Source organism: Sphingomonas sp. M1A8_2b (assembly GCF_053345535.1).
The window spans coordinates 557,971-583,719 of record NZ_JBKFAH010000002.1 but is presented as its reverse complement, the minus strand read 5'-3'; the positions used below and the strand labels follow the sequence as shown (position 1 = coordinate 583,719).

The following is a 25,749-nucleotide window of genomic DNA, read 5'->3' as shown; positions in this document are numbered from 1 at the left end:
GCGGCGCGTTCGGGAAAGACACCGCTTTAGTGGGGCTTAACACCATTTTGACTGTATCGCGCTACGCCGTCGCCACGAAACGAGGCCGAGATGACGATCACCAGCGATTCAAATTTCAACGAGGATGACGTGCGCGACCTCCGCTCGGCGTTCGATCCGGACGGAACCCTCGAGACCGACCTCCGCGAAATCTGGCCGTTCATCCAGGACGGCGTGGAACTCGACGTCCGCCGCTTCTGGGAACCGTTTGCGGGGAACGCCACGCCGTATCGTCTTGCTCCCGACCGGATCGAAGACCTTGTCCGACGCGACATCGACTATACCGAGCTCAAATTCACCGGCGGCATCGACCAGAAACTCATCGGCAAGATACTTCGCCGGGGCCGCGCGAGCAGCATGGACCGAACCACCGAGGTCGCGTTCGGTGCGAGCCTGCTGCGAAGCTATCACGCACGCCATGCGCGTCTATGCACGGCGCTCGCTGGCGACACGGCCAAATTGTCACGGCTGACACATTCGCTGTACGCGCTTTACGCGCTCGAGACCTCGGTGTTGTTGAATGGTGCCGCGCTGCAACGCGCGGATCGCGAACTCGCCGACAGTGCCGAATATAGGAGTAAACTGGAGGCGATCGATCGGTCGCAATGCTGGCTGGAAATGACGGTCGACGGGACAATCGTCACCGCCAACCGCAATTTCCTGAAGACGATGGGCTACACGACGAACGATCTTGTCGGCCGACACCACAGCATGCTGTGCTCGCACGAAGACCGCACGTCACAGGAATACGTGGATTTCTGGGCGAACCTTCGTGCCGGGCGATTCGCGCAGCGGGAATTTCGCCGCAAGACCAAGGCCGGCGCCGACGTCCATCTTCAGGCGACCTACAATCCCATTCTCGACCAGGACGGCGCGGTGGTGAAGATCGTCAAATCGGCGACCGACGTGACCGCAATGCGCGTGGCGGAACAGACGGAGTCGGATCGCGCGCAGCGGTTTCGAGAAGAAGCGGAGACGCGCCGGCTGGCGCACGAAAGCACCTTGTCGGAACTGGCGAAGATCGTCGAGGACATCGGCGCCGTCACGCGGCAAACGTCAATGCTGGCGCTCAACGCATCGATCGAGGCAGCGCGCGCGGGCGAGCGCGGCAAGAGTTTCGCGGTGGTGGCGAACGAAGTGAAATTGCTCTCGAGCCGGATCAGGGATGCTACCGGGACCGCCGCAAATGTTCTGGACTATGGCCAAAGATCGATCCGGGGATGACGGGTCGAAATCTATCCGACACTGATCGAGGTTGGTGCGATTAAACGGATATTTCAGCGGAGCCGCGTCGTTTTACGGCTGCCAATTAGTGGCTGCGGAGAGTGAATATGGCCGTCAAATTTGCAGGAACGATGAACGCGATCAATCGCGGGCTCGATACCACCAAGCCGGCAAAGGGTGCCGACATCGTCGAAGACTGGGAGTCCGCTTTGGCAGAGGTCGACACGCCGGGAGCCAAGGGGATTTTGCGTGATCTCGCGGCACTGCGCAAGCAGTTGGAAAAGGGCGAGCCCGACGCCGACCGCATCCACGCGCTGCTGCATCGCCTGGGTACGGCAACGACCAAGATCGCGGACAAGGCTGACAAGTCGCAGGACAAGCTACAGGCACTGGGCGAGGCACTTACCGAAGCGGGCGAAGATGCACCCGACGAGGCCGAGGATGTCGAAGCTGCTGCAAGCCCAAAGCGCGCGCGTAAGAAGAATTGACGTCGAGCCGGGCGGGTTCTGCCAGCCCGGTTTGATCTGGCCCAAATCGAAAAAAACCACGCTCGTCCAAGCCGAGCGTGGTTTTTTATCGTGCGGAGGATCCGCTCGACCTTGTGTCGCTTCGACATTTGTCGAAGCGACACTTTGGCGATTACGCGAGAGTCCGGACGTTCGGCTCGCGATCCCAGTAACGCTTTTTCGCGGCCTCGACGAATGCACCGAGATCGACCACACCGTCGTCCGCCTCGACGCCGGCCTTGTCCAACAACGGCTTGGCATCCGCGTTATGACCGATCGCCTTAAGATGCCCGAAAGCATCCATGACCCACTGCACAGCCGCGCCTTCCTTGACCAGCTTCGCGCAGGCTTCCTTGCTCAAGATGACCGCGCATGCGTCCAGCGTCACCGACGGCTGGCCGAACAACTGGGCATCCGCAGCGATCGACGATCCGTCCGACAGCGGCACCTTGCCGACCTTCGGGGCGATCGTCATCGCCTGACCGCCAGCCTTCTTGATCGCATCCTTCACCGCGGTCAGTTCACCGGCGTCGGTGCCGTCGGCGATCAGGATACCGACCGTGCGACCTTCCAGCGTGTGCTTCTCGAGCGGACCGCGAATGATCCGCAGTGCGGGCGAGACATCCATGTCGAGGACCGGGGCTGCGGTCGGCGAAGCCTCTGGCAAGTCCATCGCCAAGCCGGCAGCGACGCGCTGCGCCAGATCCTCGTCGACGTTGCGCAGGTTCGCCATCATCTGGATCCGGATGTGATCGAGCGAAACCTTCGACAGTTCGAACACGATCGCCGACGCGATATGCGCCTGCTCGGCCGGGTCCATCGACCGGAAGAAAAGCCGCGCCTGGCTGTAATGATCGGCAAAGCTCTCCGGACGGATCCGCAGCTTCTGACCTTCCTCATCCGACGGGAACGTCTTGTAGCCCTTGTCAGGATCCTCCCGTGCGCCGGCCTCTTCCCCTGCCTTCGCAAGGCTGTTCGGCTCGTAATTGGCGCGCCCCTTGGGAACCGCCATCTGCATGTGACCGTCCCGCTGCTGGTTCATGAACGGGCTGCCGGCAGACGATGCTCGTCCCTTCGCCGCGTTGATCGGCAGCTGGTGGAAGTTGACCGAACCGAGACGCGATAGCTGCGTGTCGGTATAGCTGAACAGCCGCCCCTGCAGCAGCGGATCGTTCGAAAAGCCGATGCCGGGTACGACATGGCTCGGCACGAACGCGGCCTGCTCGGTCTCGGCGAAGAAATTGTCGGGATAGCGATCGAGCACCATCCGCCCGACGATCTTCACCGGCAGGACTTCCTCGGGGATCAGTTTGGTCGCATCGAGCACGTCGTACGGCTGGCTGTTCGCGAACTCCTCGTCAAACAGCTGGAGACCCAGTTCCCACTCGGGATAGTCACCCCGGTCGATCCGCTCGAACAGGTCGCGGCGCTGGAAGTCGGGATCGGCACCCGCAATCTTGACGGTTTCGTCCCAGATCGTCGACGCGAGACCTGCCTTGGGCTTCCAGTGGAACTTGACGAAGGTCGATTTGCCCTCCTTGTTGATCATCCGGAACGTGTGGACGCCGAAGCCTTCCATGTTCGCGAAGGTCCGCGGCAAAGTGCGGTCCGACATCGCCCACATGATCATGTGGGTCGCTTCGGGCATCAGGCTGATGAAGTCCCAGAACGTGTCGTGCGCGGTCGCGGCCTGCGGATAGCCGCGGTCGGACTCCATCTTCGCGGCGTGGATCAGGTCGGGGAACTTGATCGCATCCTGAATGAAGAACACCGGGATGTTGTTGCCGACGAGGTCCCAATTGCCTTCGCGCGTGTAGAATTTGACGGCGAAGCCGCGCACGTCACGCGGGGTGTCGACGGAGCCCGCGCCGCCGGCGACGGTCGAGAAGCGCGTGAATACCTCGGTCCGCTGGCCCTTCTTCTGAAAAAGATCGGCGACGGTGATGTCGGCAAGGCTTTCGGTACATTCGAAATAGCCATGCGCCGCGCTGCCGCGCGCGTGGACGATCCGCTCGGGAATGCGCTCATGGTCGAAATGGTTGATCTTCTCGCGATAGGCCTCGTCCTCAAGCAACACAGGACCGCGGGCACCGGCCTTCAACTGGTTCTGGTTGTCGGAAATCGGAGTGCCGTGGTTGGTCGTCAGAACCGGATGATCGGCATCGGTGACCTGATGGGTCTCGCCGCCCGCACCAGAATTGCGATCTGTAAAGTCGGTCATGGGAATCCTCGTGTCATGCCGATGGGGAACGGTTCGGGAACGGCAAAGGTTGCGCCCACATCTTAACCAAACGCCGCCAACCGCAGCATTTTCAATATTTTCGATCACCGACCGTAACGAATATGCAGTGATGCGAGGGCTGCGCTCGGTCCCGGTACGCGAATTGGAGTTACACGGCGACCAGACGGCAGATGTACCGTGCCATGCAGGCGCGATTACCGCCAGGATTGACCCCCGTATAAGTCACAGGACCTATCGAACCAAAGTCCAATTAGTCTCGGATCGGCGTCATATGGTCGGTTTATTGTAAATTAAAGATTTCAGCTAGTTACTAAGAACTTGCTCTTCCGTAGTCCGGACCAGTAATACCCACTTGATGCATGTGTTGATGGCTCCCGGAAAGGGGCAGGTGCAGTGTCTGGGAGAGACGAGTGACCGGAACGATATTCTGGGCCGGTGGTACCGCGCCCATCCTGCCGGTCGTTAGGGTGTACCCGGCCCCGGCACGTGTCTTTCTCGCGGCGATTGCTACCTCGCCAGCGCTCGACGAAGATCTTACGCAAAACGGCTTTCAAAACCCGACGATCGGGTCATGAACGACCGTCGGCTGTCGTCGATCTGGTTGATTGGTGCGGCAATACCCGCCGGACTGTTCTTCATGCCGTCGCCAGGTACCGATCCGCAGATCAAGAGTAGCTCGGGACCGATCTTGACGATCGACGGTCACCGCTTTCGCGATCTCGACCGAAATGGCCGGCTGGCCGCGTATGAGGATTGGCGGCTTCCCGCCGAGCGACGGACCAGCGACCTGATCGGTCGCATGACGCTGGCGGAAAAGGCGGGGACGATGGTGCAGATGTCGCTGCCGGGTATCGGGACTGGCGGGTCGCCGCGTGGCTATGACCTGACGCGGATAGGGGCTCTGGTCCGGCAGCAAGGTATCACCCGCTTCGTCACCCCGCTCGCGCTACCCCCGCGACAATTCGCCGAGCAGACCAACGCGGTCCAGGCGATCGGCGAGGCGTCACGCCTTGGCATTCCGATCACGATCAGCACCGGTCCGAACAAGCCCTCGGCGGCGGCTCCCGCCAGGTTCAGCGCCTCCGATACGCCGGCATCGATCCTCGCTGCCGTCCGCGGGGGCCGTGTTTTAGAAGGACGGATCGACGATGCCATCCGGCCGATCATAACTGCCAAGTTCGCCACCGGGCTTTTCGAGAACCCCTATGTGGAGGGTAACGTCGCGGAGAAAGCCGGCTGCAGCCCCGACTGCCGGCTTTGACGCAACCGTCAGAATACGAGTCCGGTTACCGTGCCTTGCCTGACGCCTCCACGACCTCGACATTCTCGCATTGGCACGCCGCTAGAATGTCCGGATCGTCGAGCCGGTCGGTCACGAAATAGTCGACAGCCTCGAGCCCCGCGATCCGGACCGGCGCGGAGCGGCGGAGCTTCGAGCTGTCCGCCGCTAGAACGACCTTGCGCGTTTGCGCGATGATGGTCTGCGATACCCGCACTTCATCGACGTCGAAGTCGAGCAACGTACCGTCGCCCTCGATCCCCGACGCACCGATGACCGCGAAATCGACCTTGAAGCCGCGCATGAAATCCATTGCCAGTGCGCCGACCACAGCGCGATCGGCGGCGCGGACGCGGCCGCCTGCGATCAGGATCTCGACCGACGGCGTGCCGCGCAGGATGTCGACCACGTTGAGATTGTTGGTGATCACCAGCAGGTTGCGATGACCGGTCAGCGCGCGGGCGACCGCCTCGGTGGTGGTGCCGATGGTGATGAACAGGCTGGCACCGTCGGGGATCAATCGCGCCGCCGCTGCGCCAATCGCGGCTTTTGCCGCCGAAGCGACCTGCCGCCGGGCGCCGTGATCGAGATTGTCGACCCCAGATGTCGTCACCGCGCCACCATGCACGCGCGACAGCATCGCCACCCGCGACAACTGGTTCAGGTCCTTGCGAATGGTCTGCGACGAAACGCCGAACTCCGCCGCGAGGGCTTCGACGGTGACGCTTCCGGTCTGGCGCGCGAGGTCGAGTATTCGGCGGTGGCGGATCACCGCGTGTTCGAACGGCGACGCGGTCATGTACAGGTCGACAGACGGTCTGCGAGATACGCGGCCAGGCGCTCCGCCGTCCCCGTCGGCGCATGCAGCCCCAGCTTGCCGCGCCGGTACAGGATGTCCTCGCTCGTCTGCGCCCATTCGCGCGCAATCAGGTAATCCACTTCGCACCGCGTCAGCCCACCGCCGAAATCTTCGCCGAGTGCGGCAGCATCGGTGGCGTCGCCGAGCAGCGCGTCGACCTCGGTGCCGTACGCGCGCGCCAACCGGTGCAGTAATGCGGGGGGCAGTCCAGGCCGCCCCGCTGTCAATTCGCCGACGAACCGATCGAAATCCGCATCCGGAATATCACCGCCCGGCAGCGCCGCGCCTGCCGTCCACGCCGGGCCGATAGCGGGCATCACCTTGGCAAGTTCGGCCATCGCATGCTCCGCAAGCTTGCGATACGTCGTGATCTTGCCCCCGAAGATGCTCAGCATCGGTGCCCTTCCCCCACCAGCATCGAGATCCAGCACATAGTCGCGCGTCACTGCGGAGGCGTTGCCGGCATGGTCGTCGTGCAGCGGGCGGATCCCGGCATAACTCCACGCGACGTCGTCTCGCGTCAGCGTACGCGTGAAATAGCGATTGACGGTCGCGATCAGATAGTCCGTCTCCGCCTCGCTGATAACCGGCGTACCGGGTGCCGCATCCCACGGCAGGTCGGTCGTACCGATCAGCGTGAACTTGCCCTCATAGGGAATGGCAAAGACGATCCGGCGATCCTCGTTCTGCAACATGAAGGCGTGCGCGCCGTCATAGAGTTGCGGCACGACGATATGGCTGCCCTTGACGAGCCGCACCTTGCTCTGGCTGCGGACACCCGCCGCGCGACCGAGAACGTCGCTGACCCAAGGTCCGGCCGCATTGACCAGCGCCTTGGCGCGGACCGGATGCTCGCCGGTCGCGTCGGCGATCGCCGCGGTCCAGGCGTCGCCATCGCGCCGGGCGGAAACCAGTCGCGTGCGCGTGCGGATCTCGGCGCCACGATCGGCGGCGTCGCGCGCGTTCAGCACGACCAGCCGACTGTCCTCGACCCAGCAATCCGAATAGACGAACGCCCGCCCCGTTCTCGCAGCCAGCCCTTCGCCGAACTGCGATGTGTCGAGCGCGATCGTCTCGGTTCCCGGCAGTCGCTTGCGTCCGCCGAGATGGTCGTAAAGGAACAGCCCAAGCCGCACCATCCAGGCGGGCCGCGGCGATTGAGTCTGCGGGAGGACAAAGCGAAGCGGCCAGATGATATGCGGCGCCATCCCCCACAACCGCTCGCGCTCGATCAGCGACTCCCGCACAAGCCTGAACTCACCATATTCAAGATAGCGCAGCCCGCCGTGGATCAGCTTGGTCGATGCCGACGACGTATGGCTGGCGAGATCGTCCTGCTCGACCAGCATCACCGACAGGCCGCGCCCCGCCGCATCGCGCGCGATCCCCGCGCCGTTGATACCGCCGCCGACGATCAGCAGGTCGTACTCCGTGGATGGTATTGAACGCACGGCACAGCCTTTCACTTTCGGTTGCTTGCGCTTTACTCGATAACGAAGCCAAACGAAAGGATTGACGGTCTTTCCAAACCGGCACAAGTCGGACCTTAGGCGGAGAGGATCACATGACCGGACAGCATATTCTCGCGATCGATCAGGGGACAACCTCGACGCGCAGCATCGTCTTCGACGCCAAGGCCAGGCGCGTCGCGGCGGCGCAGGTGGAGTTCGCGCAGCATTACCCGGCACCGGGCTGGGTCGAGCATGATCCCGAAGACATCTGGCGCGACGTGCTGGCGACCGCGCGCGACGCGATCGCCAAGAGCAGTGTCGCGGCGCGCGATATCGCCGCGATCGGCATCACCAACCAGCGCGAGACGACCGTCGTATGGGATCGCGCGACGGGCACGCCGATCCATCCCGCGATCGTCTGGCAGGATCGCCGGACCGCAGGGCGGTGCGCAGAATTGCGCGCAGCGGGGGCAGAGGCAGAGGTCAGCGAGCGCACCGGGCTGCTGCTCGACCCGTATTTCTCGGGGACGAAGATCGCGTGGATCCTCGACAATGTCGCCGGCGCGCGCGATCGTGCGGAGCGTGGCCTGCTCGCGTTCGGGACGATCGACAGCTTCCTGCTGTGGCGACTGACTGGCGGCAAAGTCCACGCGACCGACGTCACCAACGCCTCGCGCACGCTGCTCTGGAACATCCGCGAAGACCGCTGGGACAGCGCGATGTGCGCGCTGATCGGCGTACCGATCGCGATGCTTCCCGAGGTCCACGACAACGCGCACCACTACGGGCTGACTGCGCCCGGCCTGTTCGACGCACAGATTCCGGTCGCGGGGATCGCCGGCGACCAGCAGGCGGCGCTGTTCGGCCAGGCCTGCTTCGCCCGCGGCATGACCAAGTCGACCTATGGCACCGGCTGTTTCATGCTGCTCAACACCGGCACCGAAGCGATCCGGTCGAAACAGCGGCTGCTGACGACGCCCGCCTATCGGCTGAACGGCAAGACGACGTTCGCGCTGGAGGGATCGATCTTCGTCGCGGGCGCGGCTGTGAAATGGCTGCGCGACGGGATCGGCGTCATCACGAGCGCGCGCGATACCGACGACATGGCGACGCAGGTTCCCGACAATCACGGTGTCTATATGGTCCCGGCGTTCGTCGGGCTGGGCGCGCCGCACTGGGATGCGGACGCGCGGGCGGCGATCTTCGGGTTGACGCTGGGCGCGACGCAGGCGCATCTGGCGCGGGCGGCGCTGGAGGCAGTCGGGTACCAGACGCTGGACCTTGTCGCGGCGATGATCACGGACGGTGGCGGACGCCCCGCGACGGTCCGGGTCGATGGCGGCATGGCGGCGAACGACTGGCTCTGCGGCTTTCTCGCCGATCTGCTTGAAGTGCCGATCGAACGCCCGGAGGATCTGGAGACGACCGCGCGCGGTGCGGCGTTTCATGCGGGACTGGCCACCGGTGTGTGGTCGGGGCTCGACGAACTGGCAACGCTGTGGGCGCGCGACCGGTGTTTCGAGCCGGCTATGACCGAAGACCGACGTACAATGCTTGTCGCCGGGTGGCACGATGCACTGCAGCGGACCCTGAGGGCGCCGCAATAGGGCCCCGCTTTAAAGCGAACTTCGACTACCGCAGCCCGTCACCGCAGTTCCGTCACCGCAGTCCCGTCACCGCGGCGGCGGCGGCCGCACGTGAATGTCAGCCGCGGAGGGCACGATCCGTCGCACCGGTGTCGAAACGCGGCGCCAGCCGCGCTGCGCCACCAGCAACGCGATCGCCGCGCCGACTGCGACGATGCAGAGTTCGAGCGCGCGGTGCGGGCGGGCATCACCGTTGTCAGTGTGCCACAACCCCTCCCACTCGTCTTCCGACCGGACTTTGCGGGGCGTCGTATCGCGACGTGAATTATACCGGGCATTGAAGTCGCTATGCTCCGTCATACCCGACTGCTCTCGCCGTTGGTGCGATCGTCGCCGACGAGCAGTTCCACCGGGGTGTCGCCGATCGGGCCCGGCGACTGATCCTCGTCGGTATGCGCGAACAGCCAGCGGCCGAGCAGGCCTGCGACCGCCGCACCGACCAGCGGCGCAAGCCAGAACAGCCACAGCTGCGATAGCGCCCAACCACCGACGAACAGCGCCGGCCCGGTGCTGCGGGCGGGGTTGACCGACGTGTTGTCGATCGGGATCGAAATGAGATGGATCAGAGTCAGGGCGAGGCCGATCGACAGCGGCGCGAAGGCCGCCGGAGAACGCTCGTCGGTGGCGCCGAGAATAACCGTCAGAAACCCTGCCGTCAGCAGTGCTTCGGACAGGAACGCAGTCGCTGCGCTGTAGCCGCCGGGCGAATGGAGACCGTAGCCGTTGGCGGCGAAACCGCTGGATACGAGGTCAAAGCCCGGTGTGCCGGATGCGAGTACGGCCAGCGCAGCGCTTCCGAGAATGCCGCCTATGACCTGCGCAATCACGTAACCGGGCAAATCGCGGACGGGGAACCGCCCTGCAACGGTCAGCCCGACGCTGACTGCGGGATTGAAATGACCGCCGGAAATAAAGCCGACCGCAAACGCCATGGTGAAGACGGTGAGGCCGAAGGCAAGCGCGACACCGGCCATGCCGATCGTGCCGGGTACGCCGGTGCCGGCGGCAAGCACTGCGGCGCCGCAGCCGCCGAGAACGAGCCAGAATGTGCCAATCAGCTCCGCCGCCAGACGCCGTGCGGTCGCGATCGGCCGCGGGCGGGGTGGGTTTGGCGGCGTATCGTAAGACTGAGTGCGACTGACTTCGGTCATCCTCTGGCCCTCGTTTGAGACGCGGCGCTGCGCGTCATTCTAAATGGTTCATTGGCAGAATTTGGCGGGAGCGCGATGCTCCCGCCAACGGCGGTCTTACTTGCCGCGCAGGGTGTTGATCAGCGCGATGCCGAGCACGCCGGCCACGGCGGCGGCGGTGAACGGACGCTCCTTGGAGAACTGGCGGACATAGTCGATGACCGGACGAATGCCCTCTTCGACAGCGTCCTTGGCCTGGCCATAGGTCTTCTGGACCGTCCCGCCGAGCTGATCCGCCGTGCCTTCAGCCTGCAACGACTTGTCGCCGACGGCCTTGCCGAGGCCTTCCTTGAGCTTGCCGCCGAGGTCCGTGGTCGCGCCAGTGATGGTGTCGCTGTTCATAATCTATCTCCTTGGTTGAAAATCAGTGAATTGGCGTCAGAAGCGAGGGGTCGAGGGGGTGTCCCGGGTCTCGCTGCCGTCGTCGAATGATCCAGTTTGCGAATGAACCGGATGCGAAACGTCCGAGGGTCGGTCCGTATCCCGGCCTACATCCCGATCGCCCGTTTTAGCGTCTTCGAGCATGCGTTTTACCGCCTGCCCAGCGGCATCGCGTCCACCAAGGCCGAAGGCGAGCGCAAAGGCGACCGCGATCGCACCGAGCAGCAGGCCGAAGGCAAGATTGATGATGTCGTCGGCCAGGCCCATGAAGCGCAGTCCGATCGCGCTCCCCAGGATGATGATCGCGACTCGCACGACTGGGGCGGCGACACGCGTGGTGCCATCCCCACTCCGCTCGATGGTGTGCGCCACAAAGCGCGCGATGACGACCGAAGCGAAGATGATGATCGCACCGAACACGACCTGCCCGAACAGCGTCAGGATCTCGGCCATGATCTGCGAGCCATAGGCGAAGTTCAGCTGTCGGAACGCTTCCATCAGGCCGAAGATCAGGATCGCGACGAAGGCGCCCGTCCCGACCGTCTTGGACGGTACGAAAGCGTAGCCACGCCCGGCATCTGCGCTGGTGCCGATATGGCCGTCGACCTGTCCGAAGATGCCGATCGACCCGATCGTCCGATCGAACCCGGTTGTCGCGAGGAACTGCGTCAGCAGACGCGAGGCGAACTTGGCGATGACATAGGCAACGGCCAGGATCATGCCGGCAGCGATGACGTGCGGGATCGCGTCGAGGATGATCCGCAACATCGCGGTGGCAGGCTGCGAAATCGCTGCGATGTTGAGCGTGTCGAGCGCGGCGATCGCGACCGGGATGATGATCAGCGCGAAGACGATGCTGCCGATCGCGCGCGGCAGCATGGTCGGATCGGCCGGCGACGTCGCGCCGACATGCGTCGAGAATCGCTCGACATGGCTTGCAGTGATCACCGCCTCGACCGCCTTCCGGGCGACCTTGGCGAGCACGTAGCCGAGGAAGAAGATCAACCCGGCGCCGATGATCCGCGGCACTGCGCGACCAAAGCCCTGCAGCATGTCGCCGAGCGGGCCGGTCGCGCCGGCCAGACCGAGCGGCTGGGTGGCGAGGAACAACGCGATCAGCAGCACCACCCAATAGGCGGCGTCACCGACCTGTGCGCCGATCGTCGACGGATGACGCGGCCCGGTGCCCGGCTCGTTGGCGTGCAACGCAAGCGGAGTCCGGTTGACGAGCTTTGCGACACCCCATTTCACGGCGCGCGCGATCGCCCAGCCGATCGCCAAGATGATCAGCGCCGCGATGATCCGCGGCGCCCAGATTTCGACATAGCTCCAGGCTTGCGCCCCGAAGTCGCGGGTGTTCGATACGACGGTATCGCCCGCATAGGTTACGTCTTGCATGATGTGGTCCTGTAAACCGTGAGGCGGCTGACCGACGCTCACTCGGAGTAGCGGGTCAGAGCGGCGAGGCTGGATCCGTCAGAAGCCCACAGGCGGCGGCGGCCTTGCCGACTTCGAGCGGCACCTTCGGATCCTTGACCTGACCCGAGACGCGAACGAAGTCGCCGACCGTCAGGCGGCCCGGCGTCGTATCGCCTTGGCGCGATGCCTTTGCGGCGCGGCCGAGCTGCTGCAACTGGCCGATCGACAGGTTGGCCTCGAGACGGTCGCCGACGCACTGCGACTGCGCAGGCTGGAAACCATAGCCCTCGAGCGAGGTCGCGATCTTGGCGGAAGGGTTGACGCAAGCGGCGAGCGACAACGCGCCGGCGCCGATCGTCAGCATGGCCGCAAGGCGCGGTGTGGATCTGAAATCGATCATGATAGGCCCCTGTTCATGGCCGTATGTCCTCGCGGTTCGAGCGAACCGGAAACACACACGCCCTGACCAAGAAACTCTCCGGATCGAAAAAATATTCAGGTATTTCTGTACTATATTACGAGTTTTAAGCACTAAACCGGTAATCGGTCAGCCGGCGCAGCCAAAAAGCAACGCCGCCGGGCGACAGAGTCGACCGGCGGCGTTCAGAATCGGTTGCGGCGGTCGTTAGCCGTGCGAGCGTGCTGCCGCCTTTTGAGCACGCGCCTGCTTGGCGTAATGATGATGCGCGATAACGCAACCCGCCGCGGCGCCCATCACGGCGTGGCCCTTGCCGACGTAATGGCCGGCGACGCCGCCCGCCGCGGCGCCCCGAATGCAGCCCTTCGCCAGGGCCGGCGACACCGACATCATCACCATCGGCAGAATGAAGAGAGCGCTGCGACGCATACGGACTTCCTTTCGTTGAAGCAGACACGCAAAATACCGCTGACGATCGGGCAATGTTCCATGTGATTTTCGTCACATTTGCCGTCATCTTTCCGGGAAGCCTCACGCCACGTCGTCGTGAGCCCCGCAGCACTCCGCCGCCGACCTCACAGCCAGCGGCGGTAGTAGTTCTGTTAGAAAGCGTAGCTCGCCGACAGCGAGAAGGTCCGTCCGAACCCGGCGCGGTTGGTGCCGGCATAGGCGACGCCGTACAGTGCACCGGTGGTTGCGAGGTCGCCGACCGACGCCTGATCGAGACGACCGGACTGGTCCCAGCTGTTGAACAGATTGGCGACGTTCAGGCTGATCGTCAGCGGTTCGACCGGCTTGACGTAGACGAACGCGTTGAAGATCCCCTGCCCGCGCTGCTTCAGCAGGTTGGTCGAGTCCGTATAGGTCTTGGTCTGGCCGAGATAGGTGAACCCGATCGAGCCGAGCGGCAGGTTGAACGACGGCGAGATCGTGAACATGAAGTCCGGCGTCGCCGCGGGCGTGTTACCCGAATTGTTGCCGATCAGATCCTGCGCGATCCGCGAATGCGTGTAGACGATGTTCGCGTTGAGCGCGAAGTGCTCGTACGACATCTGCGACTCCAGCTCGGCACCATAGGTCTTGTAGCGCTGGAAAATCTGGCGCTGACCGGCGGGGCGAGTCAGGTCGTAGTTATATTCGGTCGCCTGGCTGCGGAAGCCGGTCAGGAATGCGCCGTAGCTGAACCCGCCGAAATTGCCGCGCTGCTTGATGCCCAGTTCCTGCTGGGTCACCGGATTGACCGCGACCGAGCGGCCGATGTCGGTCAGCCTGCCCGCCGCGGTGAACGCACCGGGGAAGTCGGAGACGATCCGGTCGGCATTGGCGCGATGCCCCTGGCTGACGCGGATGAACGCGCTTGTGTTGCCGTTGAACCGATAGTTCGCGCCGAGCGACCAGTTGAAGTAGTTGACGCTGTAGTCGATCTTTTGCGCCACGCCGCTGTTCAGATACGTGTTCTGCTCGGCGACTGACAGCGCGCCATCACCATTGACGTCGAGCGCGGATTTGGTGGCGGCGGTCTGGAAGAAATTGCCCGAGGCGTGGAGGAATTCATACCGCCCGCTGGCATCGAGGCTGACATGGTCGTCCTCGTAGTTCAGCGTCGCATAGGGTGCGTTGCCGGCATAGTTCAGATCGTAATGGCGGTTGGTGTTGCCGAACCCGGTATTGTAGCCGGTGATGCCGTTGTCGGTCAGGCGCACGCCCGCCGCATTGTACAGGTCGATCATCGCCGGGTCGTTCGCGGTGGCGGCGGTCAGGCTGCCGTTCCACTGCCAGTCCATGTTGATCGTCTGGTTGTAGTGATAATAGGCCGCGCGCGCGGTCACCTTGCCCGCGCCGACGTCGAACTTGCCGGTCACGCCGAAGTCGTTGGCCCAGTGGTTCATGTTGTTCATGGCAGTACGCAGCGTCGGGTTGCCGTTGACGACCGCGTTGCCCGCGACGGTCTGACCCGCGTTGGGCCCGTTGGCATAGCGCGCGCTGGCGGCGGTGTAGGTCGCGCCGTTCGCGGTCGTGACGGTATAGGGATTGGCGCCTGAGGTGAGCGCGCTGACGTTCGTCAGGCTGCCGTAAAACGGCACCGAGAACACGCCGTTGTTCCAGGTATAGGCGAAGCGGTTGTCGATCGCGAGATTCTTGCCGAAGTCGTAGTGGAGTTCGCCACCGGCGGTCGTCGAGCGGACCGAGATGCCGTCCTTGTTGTTGCCCTGCGAGACCGAGCCGTCCGAATTGACGACCGGGAAGGTCAGGTTGTTCTTCGAAAACGACGTGTCCTTGCGCGCGTCATAGCCGTCCAGCGGGTAATAGCCGGTGATCGTGTCACCCTTCACCCGCACGCCGAACGGCATCGCGGCGTAGGTCGGCGCACGATCGTCAAGCCGCTTGAAGTTGAGGCGGATATAGCCGGCGTCGTTGTCGAACGTCTTGGTGACGTTCGCCTTCACCTGATAGCCATTCTCCGCGGTGTAGCTGAGATCGCGCGGGCCTTCGCCGTTGCGATAGAAACCGCCGACGTTGAAGCGCAGCGTGTCGCTGATCGGCGCGCCGTAATCGAAATCGACGCGCTTGTCGTTGTAGCCGAGCCCCGTCGAGACGCCGATCCGGCCGCCTGCGGTTTCACCCGTCTTGGACACGTAGTTGATGACCGCACCAGGGGCCTGCGATGCGCCGGTCGACGAAGTCCCGCCGCGGACCGCCTGCAACCGGTCGACCGTATAGTCGTAACGCTGCCAGAAATCGTTGTTACCGAACGCGATGTCGCCGAACTCGACGTTGGGCAGGCCGTCTTCCTGCAACTGGACGTACTTCGAACCCCCTGAGGCCAGCGGCAGGCCGCGCACGGTGATGTTCGAATTGCCGCCCGCGCCCGCGGTCGATTCAACGCGGATGCCTGGGATCAGATGGAGGACGTCGGCTTCGGAGCGCGGCGTGAACTGCGTGACCTGCGCGGCGGTGACGTCGCTGACCGAGGTCGAGCTACGGAACTTGGTCTGGCCCTGGCGCGAGCCGGTAACGACGATGTCGTTGAGGAACTGCCCCGACGCGCCGCTGTCATCCGCGGTCGTCGTGGCGGCGACGGGCGAACCGTCGATCGCTGTGTTGGTGATCGGGGTCGCAGAACCGTTCGCGGCCTGGCCGGGCTGCGGCGTCGTCGCCTGCACCGAAGGCGCGCCGGGCTGACCGGAGGCGGGGGTCGGGATCGTCGCGACCTGTGCGAAAGAAGGCGTGGCACCCAGCGCTACAGCGAGTGCAGCAAGCGAAACCAGTGACGTCGATGGCAGGCGCATGATCGGTCCCCTCCTTGGGAAAATGACGCGACCTTCTTCGGGCCGCTCGATAATCGGCCCCTAAAACCCCTTACAATCGATTGCAACCGCAAATTTGCAATCGATTGTGCACCCACCTGCCAAGTGGTTGACGGAACACGGTCCGCACCCGACAAGGCCTGGGATGAACCGAGCGGACAAAGCGATGGACGAAGGACTGGGCCGCACCGGACGGCGGGTGCGCAATATCGCCGAACTGGCCAAGCTGGCAGGTGTGTCGGCGGGGACGGTATCGCGCGCGCTCGCCGGCAAGTCGCTGGTCAATGCGGAAACGCGTGCGCGGATCCAGGCGCTCGCGACCGAGCATGATTTCCGGCCGAACCAGATGGCGCGCCGCCTGCGAACGCAGCGCACCGGCGTGATCGGCGTCGTCGTCCCGCTCGGCCACGAACGCCGCCAGCACATCTCCGACCCCTTCTTCATGACGATGCTCGGCCATCTCGCCGACGCGCTGACCGAAAACGGCTATGACGTGATGCTGTCGCGGATCATCCCGGATGCCGAGGACTGGCTTGAGGCGATCGTCGATTCCGGGATGCTCGACGGCGTGCTGGTGATCGGCCAGTCGACCCAGTTCGACGCGATCGAGCGGGTCGCGGGCCAGTACCGACCGCTGGTCGCCTGGGGCAGTCACTGGGAGGGGCAGGTCCACTGCGCGATCGGCACCGACAATGTCGGCGGCGGGCGACTGGCGGGCGAACATCTGATCGCGCGCGGCAAACGCCGCCTCGCGTTTCTGGGTGAGGTCCGCACCCCCGAAATCCTTCAGCGGTACGAAGGCGTCGCAGCCGCAGCCGCTGCCGCCGGGCTACCCCCTCCCCTCCAGCTCGACACGCATCTCGCGTCGGACGTGATGGAGCACGAGATCGCCGCGCATGTCGCCCGGATCGGCCGCGACATCGACGGGCTGGCGTGTGCGTCGGACGTGATCGCGATGAACGCGTTGCGCGTGCTCGCCGATCACGGCCTTTCGGTACCCGACGCGATCGGCGTGGTCGGCTTCGACGACCTCCCGCTCGCCGGACAGACGGTGCCGCGGCTGACGACGATCCGCCAGGACATCGCCGCCGGGGCAAAAGCTATGGTCGCGGCGCTCTACGCCAGGCTGGCGGGCGAGGACTCGCCGTCGGTCGAGATGGTCCCGGTGCTGGTCGAGCGCGATTCGACCTGAATGAGGGCGCGGTCGCCGTCGAGTATGAGGCGGAACCACGGCGCGGCGGTGCCGCCGAAATGCGCGCGGCGACGCTCGGCCGTATCGGGCGCAGCGCCCGCGAGCCCCCAGAAATCGACGAAGCTGATGACGTCGAGTTCGCCCGTCACCCACCAGCAATAGGCCTGGAACGGCTCGACCGCAGGGTTTCCAGCCACCAGCCCCGATCCGTTGAGCGGGCGCCACGGCCCCGCCATCGTGTCGGCGACCATGCCGTACAGCCCGGTCGGCGCGACGATGCCGGGCGCGAACCGCTTCGCCTGGGTCGACCAGAACAGGTAATAGCGCCCGTCGTGCAGGACGATGTGGGGTCTCTCGAGTTCGCTGTTCACGCCGATCGAGTCGACCAGCGGCGGGGCGATCGTCCAGTGCGCGTCTCCGGCGGCGCGCACGCCCACGCCGATCACGCCGTCGTCGATCGCATCGACCCAGCCTGCCGAGCCCGCGAACAGCAGGTATTCGGTGCCATCGGCGGGATCGCGGAAATAGCCTGGGTCGCGAAAACCCTTGATCCGACCGTCGACGCCGTCGACCTGAGCAGCGCGGAGATAATGAACGCCATCGGCGGCGATCGATTCGACCGGTTCGCTCCAGTCGAGCGTAGTGCCGTCGACGAACCGTGCCTGTGTTTCGAACAGCCGCTGCTCGAAAGTGCGCGGACCGCCACGTCGTCCCGACGCGGTGAAATACATCGTCAGCGTCGTGTCGTCGCCGCCGAGCACCGCCGACCCCGACCATTCACGACTGCCGGGCGTAAAGCCGTCCGGGAACGTCTCGCCATGATCGCGCCAGCCATCGGCGCCGTGGCTGGTCAGGCGGATCCGCGCGGCATCGTGGCGATCGTCGGGATCGTCGAATTTGGGCGTCGCGAGAAAGAACCACCAGCTGCGGCCGTCGATTATCGCGGTGCGGCCATCGTCATAGGCGATCTGCCACATGTCCCAGACGTCGTGGTCGGCGACGACCGGCACGACGTCGGCCGCGGTGATGACGGGAAGCTCGGCGTCGGACTGGTCGGCGATCCGACCGAGCATCTCGGCGGACCAATGGGTGATGGCGGGCATGGTTATCCTGGAGTCATAACGGAAAAAGGGAGCGGGTCGGGGCGGTGGTCACGCTGGCTCGATCCGGAACAGCGCGGCGCTCTCGGCCTTCATCGCCGGCGTCGGCAGCCCGGCCTGTGCGAGCCAGTCGCCCGAATAGACCACGCCGCCGTCGCGCATCGCGGCGAACACCGGCGCATCGGGCGCGGGATGCCCCGCCTCGGTCGCGACGTCGAGCAGGTGGACGCGCAGCGCACCACGCCCGGCAAGCATCGGCAAGGCGATCGCGGGCGGTCGGCGCACGGTGGTCGGTGCGACACGCGTCACCTGGAGGACCAGGTCGTCGGGCTCGCCATGCGCCTGCCAGACAAGACCGTCCGGCCCCTCCCCCAGCCAGACCCGACCGTGATGCAGCCGATCGCGCAACGCCTTGTATCGCGCGATCCCGGCCGCGAGCGTCGCAGCGTCCGTGTCCGGCATAGTCGCAGGGTCCAGCTCGACGCCGAAATGCCCCGGCAGCGCGACCGCGGCACGGAACGCCATGCCCTGGCTGCGGCCGGTCGAATGCGCCGGGCTCGCGCCGACATGCGCGCCCATCATCTCGGGCGGCATGAAATGGAGGAAGCCGCGCTGCATCCGCACCCGACTGACCGCGTCGATGCAGTCGCTGGTCCAAAATCGGTGTGTCCGCGCGGCGATACCCGCATCGATCCGCCCGCCGCCACCCGCACACGCCTCGATCTCCAGCGCTGGATGGGCCGCCCCGAGCCGGTCGAACAAGGCATAGGCGCCGCGGACCTGTGCGTGATAGCCGGCACGGCCATCGGCGCCGCCGGCCACCGCGAGATCCCGGTTGTGATCCCATTTCAAATACGCGATCGGCAGTTCGGTCAGCAGCGCATCGAGCCGCGCGAACAGATAGTCGCGGACATCCTCGCGTCCGAGATCGAGCACCAGCTGGTTGCGCGACGTGTGCTGTGGCACGCCGTTCAGATGCAGCGCCCAATCGGGGTGCGCGCGCGCGAGGTCGCTGTCGGGATTGACCATTTCGGGTTCGACCCACAGCCCGAACTCGATCCCCAGCCCGACGACGTGCGCCGCGAGCGGCCCCAGCCCGCGCGGGTATTTGACGGGATCCGGCACCCAGTCGCCGAGCGCGGCGGTATCGTCGTCGCGGCCCTTGAACCAGCCATCGTCGAGCACGAACCGCTCGACGCCGAGCGCGGCGGAGCGGTCCGCGAGCGCCATCAGCGCGGCCTCGTCATGATCGAAGTAAAACCCTTCCCAGCTGTTTACATGGACCGGACGCGGTCGCATGCCCTCGACCGGCCACGGTGCGCGCGCGCGGATCCCGGCATGGAACGCCTGCATCGCGCCGTTGAGGCCCTCACCCGAACAGGTCGCCAGCATCTCAGGCGTCGCATAACGCTCACCCGGCGCCAGCCGCATCTCGCCGGGCGCGAGCGCCTCGCCCATCTGCAACACCCAGACGCCGTCGTCGTCGCGCTCGACCGCGAGACGGTGATTGCCCGACCAGGCGAGTTGCGCGGCATGGACGCGCCCGGCATGCCAGCCGCTCGCCGGGCCGCTCACGAACAATCCGGGCGGCCCGGCATGTCCGGTCAGCCCGCGCCGGTTCTGGCGCACCCAGCCTTGCGCCGGCATCGGCTCGGTGTGCGACACGAACTCGGCATTGTGACGCCCGGTGAAGCTGTGGATGTGCGTGCAGTCGCCCGGCAGCGGCAGCGTACCCGCGGCGAGCCATTCGATCTCGAGCACGTCCTCGCCGTCGTTGACCACCTCGGCCGACAGCGTCAGCACATCGCCGGCCACGGCAATCCGCTGGACCAGCGTCAACCGCGCGGCACGGTCGACCAGCGTGATCGTCAGGCCATTGTCATTGGTCGCCACCGACACCGTCTCGAACCACTGCGCGAAATGCCGGCCTTCGCGGTGCGCGCGAAGCGCGGGCGGGCCAAACCAGCCAGTGCCGAACGCCGGCACGACCGCCAAGGGCTGATCGATGTCGAGCGAGAACGACGCCGCCGGCCGCGTGTCGGCAAGCGAGGGCAGACCGCGCGCATGGACCGTGCCACCCCACCAGCGCCAGACCGGCGGTGCATCGCCGCGCGGCTCTATCACCGCGCTCATGGTGGTGCCCGCCAGCGTGATCATCGGCTCAGTCATGCTGCGTCGCCCCGACCCGAAGCCCTTCGGCATTGCGCTCGCGCACCGTCCACACCGCCGCCGCCGCACAGAACATCAGGATTCCGCACAGCGTCAGCACGTTGCGCGGATCGCCGTGCATCAACGGCCCGTAATAGAACGGCAGCGTCGCCGCGATCAGCAGCATCGGGATGACGATCATCATGTTGAATATCCCCATGTAGACGCCGGTCCGCTCGGCCGGGATCGCGCCCGCCAGGATCACGTACGGATTGCCCATGATGCTGGCCCAGCCGATGCCGATGCCGATCGCGGGCACGAACAGCAGCGCCTTGCTCTCGATATGCGGCAGCCAGAGCATGCCGATCCCGGCCAGCACGAGGCACAGCGCGTGCAGGCTCGCGGCGCCCAGCCGCTTCGCCAGCGGCACCATCGCGAACGCCGCGACGAACGCTACGCCGTTGTAGAACGCCGCCATCTCGCCGTTGGTCAGCACCGCCGAATGGAACCCGGACGAGGTCGCGACGTCGGTGCCGTACACCGACCGCCCGATCGAATAGATCACATAGCTCCAATAAGCCGCCATCGCGTACCACTGGAACAGGCTCATCAGCGCGAGCTTGCGCATCGCCGAGGGCATGTCGCGGATCGCCGAGCCGATCTCGGTCAGCGTCGCCAAGAAGCCCTTGGGCTTGGCCGCGATCGCCGCGCGCTCGGCGGGCGACAGCGGCAGTTCGGGGACGCGTTTGATCGACCAGAGAATGGTCGAGAACGACAGCACCGCGCCGACCATGAACGCGATCCGCGCGGTGTACGGGATGTTGTGCGGGTCGACCCAATCCTGGTTCATCCCCGCCCACACCAGCAGCGACGGCGTCAGGAACGCGAGCATCTGCGCGAGCCCGGTGAACGCGCTCTGCGTCAGGAAACCGATATCGTGCTGGTCCTCGTTCAACCGGTCCGAGACGTAGGCGCGGTACGGCTCCATCGTGATGTTGTTGCCGGCATCGAGGATCCACAGCATCGAGACCGCCATCAGGATCGAATGGCTGAGCGGCATGAAGAACAGCCCGAGCGCGCAGAGCACCGCCCCGAACAGGAAATACGGCGTCCGCCGGCCCCAGCGTGAATCGGTCCGATCGCTCAGCGCACCGATCAGCGGCTGGATCAGCAACCCGGTCATCGGCCCGGCGAGTTGCAGCAACGGCAGCGAGGCCTCCGATGCGCCGAGATAGCTGTAGATCGGCGCCATGTTGCCCTGCTGCAGCCCGAAGCTGAACTGAAGCCCCAGGAACCCCAGGTTCATCTCGAGGATACGCGGCAGCGAAAGATGCGGCTTGCTGTCGGGGAGTCGCATGACGGGCCATCCTCATTGGCGAAAAGCCCGTCTGCGCGGGATCGAAGACGACCCTACAGCGCCCGTATCGAAAAGCAACAATCGATTGCAATGGATGCGCCGATCGGGCGCGACGGACCAAACGGCCCGCGTGTCGAGCGAGTCAAATCGATTGCGGCAATTTTACAACAAAACGACAAAACCGTTTCAGTTTTTTAAATTTTGCATTGCCAGATCGTAATTGGTGTGGCGACTTGCCTCCGGGGAACGGCAGTCGTCGCTAAGGGTCGCCGACCGCCTACCGCGGGATGGCGCGGTATTATCAACACTTTACGGGATTTTGACGCGACACCTGAACTACAGTGCCAACCTTAGTAGACGATCATCGTACCGATAATACAGCGATTCGCGGACACGTCTTGAAGAGACGACCCGGCTCGCAATGATTGGGGGAAGGATCCTGAAAGTCTCATTTTAAAAGGGGCTTCGGATGATCAACTATACGACATCGACCATGGCGTTGGCCGTGGCACTTCTGTCCGGCACCGCCGCGGCGGCAGCGCAGACCAATCCTGACGCACCGGCGCAGACTACGTCCGTGACGGAAACCGCGCCGCAAGAGGCGGGCAGCGATATCGTCATTCTCGGCACCCGACGTACCGACCGAACGCTTGCGGATTCTGCATCGCCGGTCGACGTGATCAGTTCGGCCGAACTGGCCGCGCAACCCTCCGCCAACATGCTCGACACGTTGAAGAGCATCGTGCCGTCCTTCTACGTCGGCCAGAACTCGATCTCCGACGCCTCGACCTTCGTCCGCTCGCCCTCGTTGCGCGGCCTGCCCGCCGATCAGGTGCTCGTGATGATCAACGGCAAACGCTACAACCGGTCCGCACTGGTCCAGGTCTATGGCGGCAGCGACACCGGGCTCGGTCGCGGCTCGCAGGGTGCGGACATCTCCGCGATCCCGTCGCTCGCGATCGGCAGCCTCCAGATCCTGCGCGAAGGCGCCACCGCGCAATACGGCTCGGATGCGATCGCAGGCGTGTTGAACTATGGCCTGAAGGAAGTGTCGGGCCTCGAAATGGTCGCGCGCTACGGCGAATATTATGCTGGCGACGGCAAGAGCTATCAGATCGCCGCGAATGCCGGCGTCGCGCTCGGCAAGATCGGGTTCATCAACGTCACCGGCGAGTATAACGACGACGGCCAGACCAGCCGCGGCGCACAACGCCCCTCCGCCGCCAACTACGCGATCAACAATCCGGGCTCGGCGTCGCAGCTTCCCAACTACCCGCTCCCTGCGCAGATCTGGGGCTCGTCGCCGTCGCACGGGTATAAATTCGTCGTCAATTCGGCGATCGACGTCACCAGCGACAGCAAGCTCTACTTCTTCGGCAATTTCGCGCGCAGCAAGGCGGACCAGAGTTTCAACTATCGCGCCTCGGTCACCAGCACCGCGGTCGATACCGATGGCGTGACCCGGACGCAAAGCGCCAACGCGCTGTTCAACAACACCTTCTTCCTGACCGCCTGCCCGACCGGCAGCGCGACCTGCCCCGCCGGCGGTTTCGTTCGCGACGGCAACACGTTCCGCTACAGCTCGCTCTACCCGGCAGGCTTCACGCCACGCTTCGTCGGCGTGACCAAGGAGCTTTACGGGACGCTCGGCTACAAGGGCGAGATCGCGGGCGGCCTGAAATACGACCTGTCCGGCTCGCTCAGCCGCAACACGCTGACGCTGTCGATGTACGATTCGCTCAACGCCTCCTACGGCCCGCAGACGCAGACGAGCTTCAAGTTCGGCGAGCTGATCCAGGAAGAAGCCGACGCCAACCTCGATCTCAGCTATCCGCTGGAAGTCGGGTTGCCGAGCCCGCTGACGATCGCGGGCGGCGCCGAATTCCGCAAGGAAACCTACGAACAGACCGTCGGCGATCTGCAATCCTACGCCGCCGGCCCGTATTCGGTCGCGCAGCAACTCTACACGCAGACCGCACCCGGCGTTTATACGTTTTCCGGGACGACCAACGCGCAAGGCGTCGGCGCCAGCGGGTATGCCGGGACGAGCCCCGAAGCCGCCGGCCGTTACAGCCAGAAGAGCTATGGCGCCTACATCAACGTCGAGACCGATCTCACGACCGCGCTCAGCGTCGGTGCGGCCGGCCGCTACGAACATTACGACTCCTTCGGCGGCGCCGTCGTCGGCAAGTTCAACGCGATCTACAAGTTCGCCGACGCATTCTCGCTGCGCGGCACGGTCGGCACCGGGTTCCACGCACCCTCGCCGGGCCAGTCGAACAACGCGATCATCACCACTGCGTTCGTCGGTGGCAATGCGGTCCAGAGCGGGACCTACCCGGTCAGCACCGCGATCGCGCAATATTTCGGGGCCGATGCGCTCAAGCCCGAAAAGTCGACCAACTACGGCATCGGCTTCATCCTCAATCCGGTGAAGAACCTGACGCTGACCGTCGATGGCTACAGCATCAGCGTGAGCAACCGGATCGGCATCACGCAGAACTTCGTCGTCTCGGCGGCCGATCTCGCGGCCCAGCCGGCACTGCTCGCGGTCGGCGTCAACGGGCAGGTCAACTATTTCACCAACGGCTTCAACACGCGCACGCGCGGCGTCGACGTGGTCGGGACCTATCGCACGACACTCGACGAAGCGGCGGTCAACCTGACGCTCGCCTACAACTATAACAAGAGCACGGTGACGAAGTACGACCCGCAGGTCATCGGGCCGAACCAGATCCTCGACGCCGAGCATCTCGCACCCAACCACCGCGTGGTCTTCACCACCAACTGGTCGCTCGACGGCGTCAGCATCAACGTCCGCGAGAACTATTATAGCTGGTGGCTGAGCGCGCAGGATTACGTGTCCGCCGCCAATCCGGTGCCGCAGCATTTCGGCGGCAAGTTCACCACCGATCTCGACGTGAGCTATACCTTCGCCAAGAATTACACGCTGACGCTCGGTGCGCAGAACCTTCTCGACGCGCGTCCCGACAAGCTGTCGTCGGTGTCGACCCCGATCTACTCGCTCACCGGGGGATCGTCCGACGGCCAGGTCTATCCGCGCAACGGTGGACCGTTCGGCTTCAACGGAGGGCTCTATTATGCCCGGCTACGCGTAAAATACTGAGAGCATCGGGGGCGCTTCGGCGTCCCCGACCTTGTGGATTAGCGAGCCAGGGTTTTCGTCACCGCAGAAGTCTGTATCGAGTACGGGCATCACTGTGACGAGGCCCCGCATGCACTATGACGACGTGATCCTCGGCCCGCGCAGCATTCGCGGCTATCTGCCCAAGCCGGTGCCGCGCGCGCTAATCGAGGAGGTCCTCACGCTCGCGATACGCACACCGTCGTCGATGAACACCCAGCCCTATCATTTCCACATCGTCGGCGGCGCGGCGCTCGACGCGATCCGCGCCGGCAACACGCAGCGGATGGCGGCAGGTATCCCCCAATCGCGCGAGTTCCGCACTGGGGAGGCGTTTGCGGGTCCTCACCGCGAGCGGCAGGTCGGCGTCGCCAAACAGCTCTTCGCGGCGATGGGCATCGCCCGCGACGACAAGGACGCGCGTCAGGACTGGGTGATGCGCGGCTTCCGCCAGTTCGACGCGCCGGTCTGCGTCATCATCACCTACGACCGCGACCTTGCGGGCAGCGACGACACCGCGTTCGACTGCGGCGCGGTCGCCACCGCGCTCGTCAACGCGGCCTGGTCGCGCGGGCTCGGGACGGTGATCAACAGCCAGGGGATCATGCAATCCCCGGTCGTTCGCGAACACGCGCGGATCCCCGACGATCAGGTCATCATGAAAAGCATCGCGCTGGGCTGGCCCGACGAGAACTTCCCCGCCAACGCCGTCGTCTCCGAGCGGCGGTCGATCGACGAAGCCGCGGTGTTCATCGGCTTCGACGACTAGCGGCATCGGTCGCCGTTGCGGTCGGTAGGATTGCACGGGCGACCCCAGTCTCGTTGCCAGCCGCGCTACGGTCGCC

Annotated in this window: 20 protein-coding genes; 7 read left to right on the top strand and 13 right to left on the bottom strand. The window is 64.8% G+C overall.

Translation table 11 applies throughout. The features are described from left to right. Positions 1 to 90: 90 nt before the first annotated feature. Both ACLBWL_RS10890 and ACLBWL_RS10885 read left to right on the top strand, forming a co-directional pair. On the top strand, positions 91 to 1,263 hold the full coding sequence (locus ACLBWL_RS10890) for a methyl-accepting chemotaxis protein (protein WP_447792893.1): 1,173 nt from the start codon (positions 91 to 93) through the stop codon (positions 1,261 to 1,263). A gap of 107 nt (positions 1,264 to 1,370) precedes the next feature. Then, complete coding sequence (locus tag ACLBWL_RS10885; protein WP_447792891.1) at positions 1,371 to 1,751, top strand: hypothetical protein; 381 nt, start codon at positions 1,371 to 1,373, stop codon at positions 1,749 to 1,751. Positions 1,752 to 1,902: 151 nt separating this feature from the next. On the opposite strand, the gene ACLBWL_RS10880 is transcribed toward ACLBWL_RS10885, so the two are convergent. After that, a complete protein-coding gene (locus ACLBWL_RS10880) occupies positions 1,903 to 3,990 on the bottom strand; it encodes a catalase (RefSeq protein ID WP_447792889.1) in 2,088 nt (695 codons plus the stop codon). A gap of 592 nt (positions 3,991 to 4,582) precedes the next feature. Here ACLBWL_RS10880 and ACLBWL_RS10875 point away from each other — a divergent pair. After that, positions 4,583 to 5,272 (top strand): hypothetical protein, encoded by a 690-nt coding sequence (locus tag ACLBWL_RS10875; RefSeq protein WP_447792887.1) that lies wholly within the window; start codon positions 4,583 to 4,585, stop codon positions 5,270 to 5,272. Positions 5,273 to 5,297: 25 nt separating this feature from the next. Here the strand turns inward: ACLBWL_RS10875 and ACLBWL_RS10870 are convergent, their stop codons facing one another. Together ACLBWL_RS10870 and ACLBWL_RS10865 are read right to left on the bottom strand one after the other, a co-directional pair. Next, complete coding sequence (locus ACLBWL_RS10870) at positions 5,298 to 6,089, bottom strand: DeoR/GlpR family DNA-binding transcription regulator (RefSeq protein ID WP_447792885.1); 792 nt, start codon at positions 6,087 to 6,089, stop codon at positions 5,298 to 5,300. Then, positions 6,086 to 7,591 (bottom strand): glycerol-3-phosphate dehydrogenase, encoded by a 1,506-nt coding sequence (locus ACLBWL_RS10865; RefSeq protein WP_447793485.1) that lies wholly within the window; start codon positions 7,589 to 7,591, stop codon positions 6,086 to 6,088. The genes ACLBWL_RS10870 and ACLBWL_RS10865 overlap by 4 nt, the downstream gene beginning before the upstream one ends. Before the next feature lie 122 nt (positions 7,592 to 7,713). On the opposite strand from ACLBWL_RS10865, the gene glpK reads away from it, so the two are divergent. Further along, positions 7,714 to 9,207: a glycerol kinase GlpK gene (gene glpK, locus ACLBWL_RS10860; protein ID WP_447792883.1), complete on the top strand. Its 1,494-nt coding sequence runs from the start codon at positions 7,714 to 7,716 to the stop codon at positions 9,205 to 9,207. 66 nt (positions 9,208 to 9,273) lie between these two features. Here the strand turns inward: glpK and ACLBWL_RS10855 are convergent, their stop codons facing one another. The 7 genes from ACLBWL_RS10855 to ACLBWL_RS10825 form a co-directional block, all read right to left on the bottom strand. After that, positions 9,274 to 9,546 (bottom strand): hypothetical protein, encoded by a 273-nt coding sequence (locus ACLBWL_RS10855; RefSeq protein ID WP_447792881.1) that lies wholly within the window; start codon positions 9,544 to 9,546, stop codon positions 9,274 to 9,276. After that, complete coding sequence (gene aqpZ / locus ACLBWL_RS10850) at positions 9,543 to 10,397, bottom strand: aquaporin Z (protein WP_447792880.1); 855 nt, start codon at positions 10,395 to 10,397, stop codon at positions 9,543 to 9,545. The genes ACLBWL_RS10855 and aqpZ overlap by 4 nt, the downstream gene beginning before the upstream one ends. Before the next feature lie 96 nt (positions 10,398 to 10,493). Next, on the bottom strand, positions 10,494 to 10,778 hold the full coding sequence (locus ACLBWL_RS10845; protein ID WP_447792878.1) for a CsbD family protein: 285 nt from the start codon (positions 10,776 to 10,778) through the stop codon (positions 10,494 to 10,496). 36 nt (positions 10,779 to 10,814) lie between these two features. After that, positions 10,815 to 12,215, bottom strand: a complete 1,401-nt coding sequence (locus ACLBWL_RS10840) for a mechanosensitive ion channel (RefSeq protein WP_447792876.1) — start codon at positions 12,213 to 12,215, stop codon at positions 10,815 to 10,817. A 55-nt stretch (positions 12,216 to 12,270) separates the two neighbouring features. Beyond that, positions 12,271 to 12,636, bottom strand: coding sequence for a hypothetical protein (locus ACLBWL_RS10835; protein WP_447792874.1), 366 nt, complete (start codon positions 12,634 to 12,636; stop codon positions 12,271 to 12,273). Between the two features lie 225 nt (positions 12,637 to 12,861). After that, a complete protein-coding gene (locus tag ACLBWL_RS10830; RefSeq protein ID WP_447792872.1) occupies positions 12,862 to 13,083 on the bottom strand; it encodes a hypothetical protein in 222 nt (73 codons plus the stop codon). A 173-nt stretch (positions 13,084 to 13,256) separates the two neighbouring features. Then, positions 13,257 to 15,944, bottom strand: a complete 2,688-nt coding sequence (locus tag ACLBWL_RS10825) for a TonB-dependent receptor domain-containing protein (RefSeq protein WP_447792870.1) — start codon at positions 15,942 to 15,944, stop codon at positions 13,257 to 13,259. Positions 15,945 to 16,128: 184 nt separating this feature from the next. Here ACLBWL_RS10825 and ACLBWL_RS10820 point away from each other — a divergent pair, with 184 nt between their 5' ends. After that, positions 16,129 to 17,154, top strand: a complete 1,026-nt coding sequence (locus tag ACLBWL_RS10820) for a LacI family DNA-binding transcriptional regulator (RefSeq protein WP_447792868.1) — start codon at positions 16,129 to 16,131, stop codon at positions 17,152 to 17,154. Here the strand turns inward: ACLBWL_RS10820 and ACLBWL_RS10815 are convergent. From ACLBWL_RS10815 to ACLBWL_RS10805, 3 genes are read right to left on the bottom strand one after another with little or no spacing between them, the layout of a single operon-like run. After that, on the bottom strand, positions 17,079 to 18,257 hold the full coding sequence (locus ACLBWL_RS10815; RefSeq protein ID WP_447792866.1) for a glycoside hydrolase family 68 protein: 1,179 nt from the start codon (positions 18,255 to 18,257) through the stop codon (positions 17,079 to 17,081). The genes ACLBWL_RS10820 and ACLBWL_RS10815 overlap by 76 nt on opposite strands. A gap of 48 nt (positions 18,258 to 18,305) precedes the next feature. Further along, a complete protein-coding gene (locus ACLBWL_RS10810) occupies positions 18,306 to 20,423 on the bottom strand; it encodes an alpha-galactosidase (protein WP_447792864.1) in 2,118 nt (705 codons plus the stop codon). Further along, positions 20,416 to 21,759, bottom strand: a complete 1,344-nt coding sequence (locus tag ACLBWL_RS10805; RefSeq protein ID WP_447792862.1) for an MFS transporter — start codon at positions 21,757 to 21,759, stop codon at positions 20,416 to 20,418. Before ACLBWL_RS10805 ends, ACLBWL_RS10810 begins: the two co-directional genes overlap by 8 nt. 469 nt (positions 21,760 to 22,228) lie before the next feature. Between ACLBWL_RS10805 and ACLBWL_RS10800 the strand changes: the two genes are divergently transcribed. Both ACLBWL_RS10800 and ACLBWL_RS10795 read left to right on the top strand, forming a co-directional pair. Then, positions 22,229 to 24,886 (top strand): TonB-dependent receptor plug domain-containing protein, encoded by a 2,658-nt coding sequence (locus ACLBWL_RS10800; protein ID WP_447792860.1) that lies wholly within the window; start codon positions 22,229 to 22,231, stop codon positions 24,884 to 24,886. Positions 24,887 to 24,995: 109 nt separating this feature from the next. Beyond that, positions 24,996 to 25,673: a nitroreductase gene (locus ACLBWL_RS10795; RefSeq protein WP_447792858.1), complete on the top strand. Its 678-nt coding sequence runs from the start codon at positions 24,996 to 24,998 to the stop codon at positions 25,671 to 25,673. Positions 25,674 to 25,749 lie beyond the last annotated feature (76 nt).